An 11,564-nucleotide genomic window follows, 5' to 3' on the forward strand; every position below is an offset into this window, starting at 1 on the left:
CGGCAGCGTTGTAAACGTAAATCTGATTTTGCGTTTTCAGGTGTTTCGATGGCCGCTGAACCCATCCTCTTTATCCCACCAATTCTGTGCGATGCCCGTGTCTTTGGCCCGCAAATCGGGGCACTATCGACAGATCATGCAGTCATGTTCGCCCCAACCACTCAGGGCGAGCGGATGGAGGAGATCGCCAGCCAAATCTTGAGTTGGGCGCCGTCGAAATTTGCTCTGGTTGGCATGTCGATGGGCGGCGCCGTTGCCTTGGAGATCCTGCGACGCGCTAGCGAACGGGTGACGCGCGTGGCATTGGTTTCCACGACTCCGCTTGCTGAAACACCGCAAATGGCCACGGCGCGCGAGCCGCATATCGTAGCGGCGCGGTCAGGTCGATTTCACGACGTGATCGACAAAGAAATGCCGCTCGATTGGCTGGCTGATGGTCCGAACCGTTTGGAAGTTGGGAATTTGGTGCGGGATATGGCGCTTTATCAAGGCCCCGAGGCCTATGTCCGGCAAGCGCGTGCGATGCAGCGGCGCAAAGATCAGCAATCGACGTTGCGCAAAGTCAGCCAGCCGACGCTTATTCTATGTGGCGATGAAGACAGCCATTTGCCGATCCGCCGGCATGAATTCCTTGCAGAGATGATGCCGCAATCTAAGCTGGAGATTGTCGTAGGAGCAGGACACTTGCCGTCATTAGAGCAGCCAGAGATTGTGATTGATCAGTTGCGCGCGTGGATGCGCCAGCCGATGGTGCTGCGTTAATTGATTGAAACGACTTTGGCCGACTTTCTTGGTTTCTGATCGCCCGAGTTCGCGGCGACAAATTCCAAGAAAAGGGGCCGGATGTTGTTGCGCCAGCTTTTGCCCGCGAAAATCCCGTAGTGGCCTGCGCCGGGCTCTAGATGAGCGGCTTTCTTTTCGTCTGGGAGGCCCGTCAGCAAGTCCAAGGCTGCAAGGCACTGGCCCGGCGCCGAAATGTCATCTTCTTCGCCTTCGACGATTTTGACAGCCACGTTGGTGATCTTGCTGAAGTCGACTTTGCGGCCATTCACAACGAATTCGTTTTTGGCGATCTCACGGTTTTTGAAAATCCGCTCGACTGTCGAGAGGTAAAACTCTGACGTCATGTCCATCACGGCGAGGTATTCGTCATAGAACGTATTGTGACGATCGTGATCCGAAGTTTCGCCTTTCGCAGCGCGAATGATCTGATCGCGGAAGGCTGTGGAGTGCATTTCAGAGTTCATTGAAATGAAAGATGCCAATTGAAGTAGGCCCGGATAAACCATCCGCCCGACGCCATCATATTTGAAGCCGACGCGCTGGATCATCATTTGTTCCAGCTGCCCCATGGTAACCGAATGACCAAAATCAGTAACTTCCGTTGGGTTTGCGTCCGGATCGACAGGGCCACCTACTAGAGTGAGGGACCGCGGCTGTGCCTTCGGGTCTTCTTCCGCAAGGTAGGCCGTCGCCGCGAGCGTGAGAGGAACAGGCTGGCAAACCGCCATCACATGTGTGTCAGGCCCAAGCTCCTTCATAAAGTCAACGAGGTAGAGGGTGTAATCTTCTACATCGAACTTTCCGGCGCTGACGGGGATGTCACGCGCGTTGTGCCAATCTGTCACGTAAACTTCGAAATCGGGGAGTAGACTGATGACAGTCTTGCGGAGGAGTGTCGCATAATGGCCGGACATTGGAGCAACCAAAAGCAGTTTTGGCTTTTTGCCTTTGCGGTTGCTGGCATGAAAATGGATCAGATCACCAAATGGGCGTTCAACAACCGTATTTACCGAGACAACGCGATCTTTGCCTTGTTCGTCGGTGAAAGACGGGATGTTCCAGTCTGGCTTAACAACCATCCGGGCGAAGGTACGCTCCGTCACTTCGCCCCAAGCTTTGACCCAGTCCATTGCAGGATTGGGCATCATTGACATAAAAGGGTAGGAGGCAAAGGCATGTGCGGTGGCGCCCAACCATTGATTGGTGTTGCGGGCCGTCTCCATCAGGTCGTAAGTCATCATATATTTCATGTCTGTTTTCTTCCTGATTGAGACTCGGACACTCATTAAACAAGATTATGCTGCAAGTGCAAAGTAAGTCGGAGATGCGCGTATGACAACCGAAGATATCAGCGAAAGCGCAACATCTGGTAAAAATATTGACAAGTTAGAAGCAAATCTTGCGCGAGCAGAAGAGTTAACGCAGCGATTGCTCAACGTAATGGGGAAAGGTCGTGCTGTGCCTGCAGCATTGCAAGGGCCGGCGCCAGACCTCTATGCAAAAGCTGTTGGTGCCTATTGGGCCGAGATGGCGCAAAATCCGGCGAAAATTCTTGAGCATCAGCTCGAATATTGGTCGAAGTCGGTAAAGCATTACGTCGAAGCGCAGCATTTGATGATGCAGGGCAAGTTTGAAGCGCCTTCAGATGAAACGCCCAAAGATCGCCGGTTCAGCCATGAGATGTGGGAAACGAACCCGTATTTTAACTTTATCAAACAGCAATATTTGATGAGTTCCGCCGCGATCCAGCAAGCTGTCGACGACATTGATGATATGGAAGCGGGCGAAAAAGCGCGGGTCGAGTATTTCAGCCAGCAGATTATTGACATGCTTAGCCCGACAAATTTCTTGCCTACCAATCCGGAAGCATTGGAACTGGCCGCCGAAACTGATGGTGAGAGCCTCGTGAAAGGGCTGGAAAACCTGATCAACGACCTTGAGGCTAACGACGGCGATTTGGTCGTGACGCTCGCGGATAAAAAGGCTTTCACACTAGGTGAAAACCTAGCGACTACTGAAGGATCCGTCGTTTATCGAAATCGGATGTTTGAGCTGATCCAATACAAGCCGACAACGGAACAGGTGCATGAAACACCTTTGGTGATCTTCCCGCCGTGGATCAACAAGTTCTATGTAATGGATCTGAAACCTCAGAACAGCTTGATCAAATGGATTGTTGATCAGGGGTTCACGCTGTTTGTGGTCTCTTGGGTGAACCCCGATGAGACTTACAAAGACGTCGGCATGACCGAATATGTCGAAGAGGGCTATTTGACGGCTATCGATCAGGTTAAATCGATCTGTGATGTTAAAAAGGTCAATGCGGTGGGATATTGCATCGCAGGAACAACACTCTCAATCACGCTCGCTTTAATGAAGCAACGGAAAGATTCTTCCGTTAACTCTGCGACGTTCTTTACCACGCTGACGGATTTCTCAGACCGCGGTGAAGTTGGCGTTTTCCTCGATAATGATTTTGTCGACGGGATTGAAGCTGAAGTGACGGAATCAGGCTACCTTGATCACTTCTATATGTCTCGGACGTTTTCCTTCCTGCGGTCGAATGACCTGATCTATGGACCAGCGATCAAAAGCTACATGATGGGTAAGGCGCCTCCGGCGTTTGATTTGTTGTACTGGAACGGGGACGGAACGAACCTGCCCGCGAAAATGTCGGTCGAATATCTGCGCGGGCTGTGCCAGAATGACAGACTTGCCACCGACGGGTTTGAGGTCGCGGGAACGACCGTAAGCTTGAAAGACGTCACGATCCCAATGTGCGCGATTGCCTGCGAAACGGATCACATAGCAGCTTGGAAAAGCAGCTATCGTGGTGTGCAAGGCATGGGGTCGAAGGATAAGACATTCATTCTGTCTGAGTCCGGCCATATCGCGGGCATCATCAACCCGCCGAGCAAAAAGAAGTATGGCCACTATACGAACCCTGAAATGGGCCTGACTCCGGATGATTGGTTGTCCGATGCAGACAAACATGAGGGGTCTTGGTGGCCACGTTGGGGGGCATGGTTGGCGAAAAAGTCAGGCAAAAAAGTGCCTGCACGTGAGATTGGAAGTGCTGGATATGAGGTTCTAGCATCTGCTCCAGGCACGTATGTCGTTGGAAAATAAATAAAAATCAACTATTTTGTGATTGCAGAAATTTTTTTGCTGCAATGCAGAAAAAAACCTTGAAATGCTGCGGTGCGGCAATTAGCTTGACGTTATCGAATTAACGCGGTCCCTCCCAGAGACCTCCAGCCCGCACCGAACACAAAGGTTAGATCAATGGCTAAGACACAAGACTTCACAGCTGCTTTCAAAGACATCATGGGCGCATTCCCAATCGACACGAAAGCAATGGAACAGTCCTTCAAATCTCAAGCAACTCTTGCTGAGAAAATGTCCGCAGTGAATATCGAAGCTGCTCAGAAATCTACAGAGCTTTCTGCAAAATGGGCAAACGACACATATTCCAAGCTGTCCACACTGACATCTGCAAAGGCTGACCCAGCTGACTACGCAAAATCAGTAACAGACTTCGCATCTGCATCCGCCGAAGCTGCTGCTGAGCACATGGCTGCTTTCGCTGAAATCGCGAAAAAAGTTCAGACACAGACAGTTGAACTGATGATGGCTGCTGGCAAAGAAGCTTCCGAGGAAGTTCAAGCTGCTGCAAAGAAAGCAACTGCTGAAGTGACAGCTGCTGCGAAGAAAGCAACTGCCGCTGCAAAGTAATCAGATAGGCGACCTCCTCCTCCCTTTTCAGGTCGTCAATACTGGAAAACGGTCCGCACCTCCTCCCGCGGACCGTTTTTTTGTTGGCAAATCGAAATAGACGTCTAGCTTTGCCATCATGTTCGAAGGGTTTTCCAAACAGACGATCACCGTAGATGGTGTCGAAATCTTTTGTCGTGTGGGTGGCGAGGGGCCACCGCTGTTGTTGCTTCACGGCTATCCGCAAACACATGTGATGTGGCATAAAGTTGTGCCCGAGCTTTCGAAGCAGTTCACATGCGTCTGTCCGGATTTGCGCGGCTATGGCGCATCTGCAAAACCACCAACCACAGCTGACCATGCGCCCTATTCAAAGCGAGCCATGGCCGCTGACATGATCGGTGTCATGAAAGCGCTTGGCTTTGATACTTTCCGTGTTCTTTCGCACGACAGAGGAGCGCGTGTCGCGCACCGGATGGCTTTGGATTGGCCGGAGCAGGTGGAGCGCATGGTGATCTTGGATATTGCGCCAACGCGAGAGATGTATGCAGGCACCACGGATTCTTTCGCGCGAACCTATTGGCATTGGTTCTTTCTGATCCAGCCCGCGCCCTTACCTGAGGATGCGATCCTTGCTGATCCCGAAGCCTTCGTACGCCGCAAGTGTGGAAGCTGGGGGAGCGGCGGCGAGGCGCTGACTGAGGTAGCGCTGCAGGCCTATATCGAAGGCTTTTCTGATCCAGCGACGATACATGCCGCTTGTGAAGATTACCGCGCCGCCGCGACGATCGACATTGAGCACGACAATGCCGATGGCGGGAAAAAAGTGACCTGTCCGATCCAAGTACTTTGGGGTTCAAAGGGCGCGATTGAGGCCCATTTCGATTGCTTGGCGCTTTGGAGACAAAGGGCCGAAAATGTCATTGGGGGAACTATCCCTTGTGGCCACTACATCGCCGAAGAACGCCCAGAGGACCTTTTGCAGACTACTATGCCATTTTTGTCTTCTAATTTGACATCGTAACTTTCACTTGGTTTTCTCGCAATCGCGGCATAATCTTCTCTGCACCGCAATATGTCTTGGGAGGGACGCACCGTGGCTGCTGCCGAAAAACCTCTGTTGATCAAACGCTATGCGAGCCGTCGTTTGTATAATACCGAAACGAGCGACTACGTGACATTGGAGGATATAGCGACCTTCATCCGTGAGGGGCGGGAAGTTCAGATTGTTGATCTGAAATCGGGTGACGATCTGACGCGACAGTATCTTCTACAGATCATTGCGGAACACGAGAGCCGCGGCGAAAGTGTTTTGCCGGTCGACGTGCTGACCGATTTGGTGCGGAGCTATACCAGTCAAGCGGCTTCTGTCGTGCCAGAGTTCTTGCAAGCCAGTTTTGAAATGCTCCGCGAAGGGCAATCCAAGGCGATGGAAAACATGACCAGCATGAACCCTATGGCTTCAATGCCGGGCTTCGACGCAATGCGCGCGCAGCAAGAGGCGTTTTTCAAAGCGATGACAGGTGGGATGATGTCTGGCGCATCGTCTGACGAAAAACCAGAAAGCGGCGATGATCTGAGCGACATTAAGGATCAATTGGCTTCGCTGCAGGAAAAGCTGTCGAAGATGGGGAAATAGGTTATTTTTCTAACCAATTTAGCGTGAGGGAACTCAGCAGCTTTAGCGTAATGCTGAACGAGTGAAAGAATTTCGTTGATTAGACCTCTAGCCAGAAATGTTGCTAGCATCCTTCTTTTTGGGCTTGCGTTCTGTGGCGTGGTTCTTGTCATTTTGTGGGCTTGGTTTGCAAGTTACTCCTTTCGCAAAGTTGAGGCGAGTATTGCGAGGGAAGCAATAAAAGTAATCGCTTACGATGCCTCTCTCGTTTTCCCGACGGAGGAACTCGTGCTTGGGCGAGCGTATTGGAGCTCGGCACGCAGCCCCTGTGTCTATACAACCAATGAATGGGAGATCGATGGAAACAGCGGGGTCTTGACTTGGGACAATTGGCCTCGTGGCGATCGCGCCAGTTGCAACGATTTTTTTGTGTCAACAGTCCGAACTGCTGATCCAAGGGTCTCCGTCCCTAGAGGTTGTGTTCCGGCATTTGTCATCTCGGACACTGGTGGTCCTAGATTGTCGTACCTCGTCGCTGCAGCCGACGGTACAAGACAAGATGGGTTGTTGTCTGGAGAACTTTCAGGTGATCGATTGAGGCAAATCACTCAACTCGGCCGCAACGGAAATTTCTACTACGCGCCAGATTTTGTCGCCGGAAACGGCATGGACTTTGTAGATATTGACTTGATGGGTGCCGAGCAGTGCAATGGCTTCAAAATATTCCGTTATCAAACTAGTGTTGACGATGTGTGGCAGGCGCAGGAAGATCTTCGCGAACATGGATACGTTGTGGGCTTGAAATGATAGCTGGCTCGCCTCCAAATACCCAGCCCCATTGACCCGACCCAAACCGCATGGTTGTACTGAGGTGTAGCTAACAGGGACGTGGGATTTAACGCCATGGGTGATAATCTGAATACAGATGCGATTGCGCAGTTCTTCTCGGTTGAGAACTTGGTCGGGATATTGGGGAACGTGGTTGCGGCCATTCTGATCCTGATTGTTGGGTTTTGGCTTGCGGGTTGGGTGAAGCGCCGGTTTGTCAAAATGGGAACGAAGTATCCCGATGTTGATCCGACATTGCTCGCCTTTGGGGGCAACATCGCCAGATACATCGTTCTTGGATTTGCGTTTCTCTTTGTTCTCAACACCTTCGGGGTGCAGACGACTTCGATCGTCGCCATCATCGGTGCCGCCGGTTTGGCCATCGGCCTCGCGCTTCAGGGTACGTTGTCGAATGTCGCAGCTGGGGTGATGATCATCATCTTCCGTCCCTTCCGCTTAGGCGATTTTGTTGATTTGAATGGGAATTTGGGGACCGTTAAGGACATCACGCTCAACTATATTGAGTTGGCGTCCGCCGATAACGTTCAGACGATCATCCCGAATGCTCAGGTTTGGGGAAACACGATCGTCAATTATTCATCCTACGACACACGGCGTGCAGAATGGGTGTTTGGTGTCGGTTATGGTGCCGATCTGAAAAAGACCGAAGAGACGATCCGCGCGACCATCATGTCCGATGAACGGTCGCTGAGCGATCCAGAGCCGTTCATTCAGGTCAATGCGCTTGGCGAAAGCTCGGTCGATTTTCTTGTGCGCGTTTGGTGTGCATCGGATGACTACTTTGGTTATCAGGCGGATATGAAACGGAAGGTGAAAGAGGCACTCGATGCCAACGACATCCCAATTCCGTTCCCAACCCGGACGATTATTCAGACGACAGAGTAGTTTCGTTCGGAACTACAGCCTCTCTCAGATGTGAATGGGCGCTCACGGTCTTCGTGCTAGCTTAACCTTATGGATGAGCTTTGGACATACGTGAGCGCTTACTACCAATGCACAGCTTTAGCTGAGGCGCATGTGCTGACACAGACCGAACGCTTTGCCTGCAATGAGACTTATCAACAGGTGAAGCGGCTTATCAGTGGCGCTGAAGTGACCCAACCTTTGACCAGAGAGCAGAATGTTCAAGCCTACCTGCTGTTCAAAGATTGGGAAATCGAGAACGCAGGTCTGATCAAACTCCTCGGGCTTCGGTGAAGGGGCCGCTAGCCCACTTCAGCAAACACGCCATCCAGAGCCTTTTCCAATTTGCCGAACATCTCATCCATTTGGCTGGGCGTTAGGATAAACGCCGGACACAGCACGATGGCCTGGCCGAGTGGGCGGCAGATGAGACCCTGATCTGTACAGGCATTGGCAATCCGTTCAGACACCGAAAGAGAGCCGTCGAAAGGTTCTTTGGTATTCTTGTCTGCTACAGCTTCCAAAGCGCCCATGAGGCCCTTGCCGCGCCATTCCCCGATGTTTTTATGTTCCGCAATCCGCGCCATCCCTTCTTCGAATAGCGGCGTTAGGGTGCGGACGTTGTCGATTAGGCCTTCGTTCATGATCACGTCGATGGCTTTGAGAGCCACGGCACAGCCAACCGGGTGGCCGGAAGCGGTGAAGCCGTGCGGAAATTCATCAAACTTCTCTGAAGCGGCTTGCATACGGTCAGTCATTTCTGGACCGAGGATTACAGCGCCCATTGGAAAGTAGCCAGCCGTCAGGTTTTTGGAACTGATGATGACGTCGGGCACGAAGTCATAGGTCTGGCAGCCCCACGTTTCGCCAGTCCGCCCGAAACCGGTGATCACTTCGTCGGAGATCAGTGGGATATTGTGTTTCTTCAGAACCTTCTGAATGGCTTGGAAATATCCTTCAGAAGGAGGGATCACTCCGCCAGCACCCATGACAGGCTCTGCGAAGAATCCAGCAATGGTATCGGCGCCTTCCTTCTGGATCGTATCTTCAAGTTCCTGCGCCAAACGGGCTGTGAACTCGGCTTCGGTTTCGCCATCGTGGCCAAAGCGCCAGTAGTGCGGGCAGCCGACGTGAATGAATTCATCAAATGGCAGGCCAAAGACGTGGTTGTATGGCTTACCCGTCATCGATGCCGCAACTGCTGTGACACCGTGATAGCCGTTGATCCGCGTGATGATTTTGCGTTTTTGCGGTGTGCCTTCGGCCCAGCCGAGCATCCAAAGCATCTTGACCATTGTGTCATTCGCTTCAGAACCGGAGTTGGTGTAGAACACTTTACCGCGTTCAAAGGGTGAGACCTCGATCAGCTTCTCAGACAGCATGACGGTTTGGTCAGACATGCGGCCAAAGAAGGCGTGGTAGCCGGGGAAGCGATCGTATTGCGCCTTGGCCGCTTCGGCCATGCCTTTGTGATCAAAGCCCGCGACCATGTTCCAAAGGCCGGAGTTGCCGTCGAGATACTCGCGTCCGTGTACGTCGTAGACATAAGGGCCATTGCCATGGGTCAGAACAATTGCACCGCGGTCGTCGATGGTTGGTAGATCGGTGAATCCATAGAAGGAATGTTCGTCGGCCCGAGCTTCCCACGAGTTTGGCGCATGTTTGTTCATGATCGTTCTCCCAGAATCGAGGAGAGTGTAGGGCGCGAATTGCGGGCTTACAATCGTAACTGCGACCGCTTAAAACCAAGTTGACGCAACGATGGGGTCAAGATGAACATCACTGCTGGCAAATTTACGCTTTGGGGTGTTGAGGTTTTTGTCGCGACCGCTGAGGAAGGCTCGATTACAGCTGCTGCACGACGTCTAGGCGCATCAGCTGCGACGGTGAGTCAGCAGATCACCAATCTGGAGGGAGCGGTCGGGACAACCTTATTGAACCGTGGTGCTCGACCTGTGTCGTTGACGCCGGCGGGAGATATGTTCCTCCGCCGTGCGAACACGATCTTGAATGAAGCCTCGCTCGCACAGGCGGAACTGGCTATGGCCGACTTAAGCCGCCTGACACGTTTTCGACTTGGCATGATCGAAGACATCGATGCGGACGTGACACCGGCGCTGTTGCGTGAGCTGGGGAAAGACTTAATGAACTGTCACTTCACCCTCGAAACCGATGCGTCACATCGATTGGTTGACGGGCTTGAGGCGCGCGCCTTGGATGTGATTGTTGCGGCAGATATCGGTCAGCACACGGATGATCGAGAGGTTCACCCGCTCTTGGTTGAACCGTTCTTTGTTGCAGCACCGAAGGGCAAAGTGGGTGAGGACGTCGAGAAATCGCTCAGACGTTTGCCGTTAATCAACTACACCAGCCGACACTATATGGGGCGGTTAATCGCAGATCATTTGACGCGGTTCAATATCAAGCTGAGGCACCGTTTTGAGTTGGATAGCTATGCAGCGATCATGGCTATGGTGGCGCAGGGCGGCGGTTGGGCGATCACAACACCGCTTGCTTGGAAGCATACTGGGCGTTTCCGCCACGAGGTGGATATCCTACCTCTGCCTTTCGGGTCGTTTACACGGACGATTTCGCTCACCGCACGACGGAATGTTCTTGGTGAACTGCCAGCGGATATCGCAGAACGGATACGGCCATTGCTTGACGAAATGATCGTTAGACCCACGGTAAATGACATTCCCTGGCTCGAAGGGCAGTTGCGCCTTTTGTGAGGTCTTAGGCCTGCGCGCTTCTAGGTTCCTTGAGAAACCAAGCCGAAATTCTGAGAGCTAAAAAGAAAACCAAAATACCTGCGATCAGATCAATCAAGTGGTGGCCGCCATGCGAAAGTGTTGCTGGGATCATGAGTGTGTTTAGGATTGCAACTGGCCAAAATACAATTGTGCCGCGCGCGAACCATACGGTCAGGCAGGCCATGATGATATGAAACGACGGAAAGGCGACGGTCGCTTTCACGGTTTCAGGCGATATGATCGGAATACCGTTTTTGGCGTAGTCCAGAAGGGTGGCGCCGTAAGCGTTGTCGGTAAAGAGGTTTATTGCGTTTGCGACTTCGGGTGAAATGGGCTGATACGCAGACGGTCCGAAACTTGGAATGGCAATCCAGATTGCCATGGTCAAAGCAAGCCCAACGGTTCCACAGGCGACCAGGTGGTAGATCTGTTGTGCGCTATTGTACCAAGCAAGTACGCCGAAAAGTATGGCCAACTGGATAAGTGAGCTTGTGTAAATTGGACCAAGGAGTTTTCCCAAGGTCGGATACTCGGCGAGCCAGCCTACAAAGCCAGCCCAGTGGTACCCTAGCATGGCGTCTATCTCGATCAGTTGCGTGTCGATGATTGGCCCCACAACCGGGAAAAAGCTGTTGGAGAGGATCAACATGAAGATCCCAAAGCTCATGTAAAAAGACACCGCGATCATAGCGAGGCCCATGCGTTCCATGCTTCGATATGCTCGAATTGCTGCGCCGAAAGCCATCAGGCCGGCATTGATAACCAGGACTCTGATGAAAACCGGCCATGCGACTTGACGGTCAAGAAGTGTGACAACGCAAATGGCGAGAGCTCCGATAACACCAAGCATTATCAACAGGATAACCTCCTGTCGGGTGAGCCAAATCTCTGGCTTTGCGGTTGCGGTATCGGTTGTCGTCGACGTCATTGCCTGCTCCCAGTTG

At 52.3% G+C, this 11,564-nt stretch carries 12 protein-coding genes; 9 read left to right on the top strand and 3 right to left on the bottom strand.

What is annotated here, in order from left to right:
- Positions 1-48: 48 nt before the first annotated feature.
- The gene (locus BUA85_RS00330) at positions 49-762 is read left to right on the top strand and encodes an alpha/beta fold hydrolase (RefSeq protein ID WP_072898406.1); all 714 of its coding nucleotides are present in this window, start codon (positions 49-51) and stop codon (positions 760-762) included.
- On the opposite strand, the gene phaZ is transcribed toward BUA85_RS00330, so the two are convergent.
- The gene (gene phaZ, locus BUA85_RS00335; protein WP_072900326.1) at positions 759-2,033 is read right to left on the bottom strand and encodes a polyhydroxyalkanoate depolymerase; all 1,275 of its coding nucleotides are present in this window, start codon (positions 2,031-2,033) and stop codon (positions 759-761) included. The genes BUA85_RS00330 and phaZ overlap by 4 nt on opposite strands.
- A gap of 82 nt (positions 2,034-2,115) precedes the next feature.
- Here phaZ and BUA85_RS00340 point away from each other — a divergent pair, with 82 nt between their 5' ends.
- From BUA85_RS00340 to BUA85_RS00370, 7 genes are all read left to right on the top strand, one after another.
- Positions 2,116-3,912 carry a PHA/PHB synthase family protein gene (locus tag BUA85_RS00340; protein WP_072898407.1) on the top strand — a complete coding sequence of 599 codons (1,797 nt, stop codon included), beginning with the start codon at positions 2,116-2,118 and terminating at the stop codon, positions 3,910-3,912.
- Between the two features lie 156 nt (positions 3,913-4,068).
- Positions 4,069-4,518, top strand: a complete 450-nt coding sequence (locus BUA85_RS00345) for a Phasin (RefSeq protein ID WP_072898408.1) — start codon at positions 4,069-4,071, stop codon at positions 4,516-4,518.
- A 118-nt stretch (positions 4,519-4,636) separates the two neighbouring features.
- Positions 4,637-5,521, top strand: a complete 885-nt coding sequence (locus tag BUA85_RS00350) for an alpha/beta fold hydrolase (RefSeq protein ID WP_072898410.1) — start codon at positions 4,637-4,639, stop codon at positions 5,519-5,521.
- A 72-nt stretch (positions 5,522-5,593) separates the two neighbouring features.
- Positions 5,594-6,136, top strand: a complete 543-nt coding sequence (gene phaR, locus BUA85_RS00355; RefSeq protein WP_072900327.1) for a polyhydroxyalkanoate synthesis repressor PhaR — start codon at positions 5,594-5,596, stop codon at positions 6,134-6,136.
- 498 nt (positions 6,137-6,634) lie between these two features.
- Entirely contained in the window at positions 6,635-6,922 is a 288-nt protein-coding gene (locus tag BUA85_RS16650) for a hypothetical protein (protein WP_131802745.1), read from the top strand.
- A gap of 96 nt (positions 6,923-7,018) precedes the next feature.
- The gene (locus tag BUA85_RS00365) at positions 7,019-7,849 is read left to right on the top strand and encodes a mechanosensitive ion channel family protein (protein WP_072898416.1); all 831 of its coding nucleotides are present in this window, start codon (positions 7,019-7,021) and stop codon (positions 7,847-7,849) included.
- A gap of 69 nt (positions 7,850-7,918) precedes the next feature.
- Positions 7,919-8,161: a hypothetical protein gene (locus BUA85_RS00370; RefSeq protein WP_072898418.1), complete on the top strand. Its 243-nt coding sequence runs from the start codon at positions 7,919-7,921 to the stop codon at positions 8,159-8,161.
- A gap of 8 nt (positions 8,162-8,169) precedes the next feature.
- On the opposite strand, the gene BUA85_RS00375 is transcribed toward BUA85_RS00370, so the two are convergent.
- Entirely contained in the window at positions 8,170-9,537 is a 1,368-nt protein-coding gene (locus tag BUA85_RS00375) for an aminotransferase (RefSeq protein WP_072898419.1), read from the bottom strand.
- 102 nt (positions 9,538-9,639) lie between these two features.
- Between BUA85_RS00375 and BUA85_RS00380 the strand changes: the two genes are divergently transcribed.
- Entirely contained in the window at positions 9,640-10,599 is a 960-nt protein-coding gene (locus tag BUA85_RS00380; protein WP_072898420.1) for a LysR family transcriptional regulator, read from the top strand.
- A 4-nt stretch (positions 10,600-10,603) separates the two neighbouring features.
- Here the strand turns inward: BUA85_RS00380 and BUA85_RS00385 are convergent, their stop codons facing one another.
- Positions 10,604-11,548: a phosphatase PAP2 family protein gene (locus BUA85_RS00385; RefSeq protein ID WP_072898421.1), complete on the bottom strand. Its 945-nt coding sequence runs from the start codon at positions 11,546-11,548 to the stop codon at positions 10,604-10,606.
- Between the last annotated feature and the right edge of the window lie 16 nt (positions 11,549-11,564).

It is taken from the genome of Cognatiyoonia sediminum (genome assembly GCF_900129845.1).
GTDB classification, from domain to species: Bacteria; Pseudomonadota; Alphaproteobacteria; order Rhodobacterales; family Rhodobacteraceae; genus Cognatiyoonia; species Cognatiyoonia sediminum.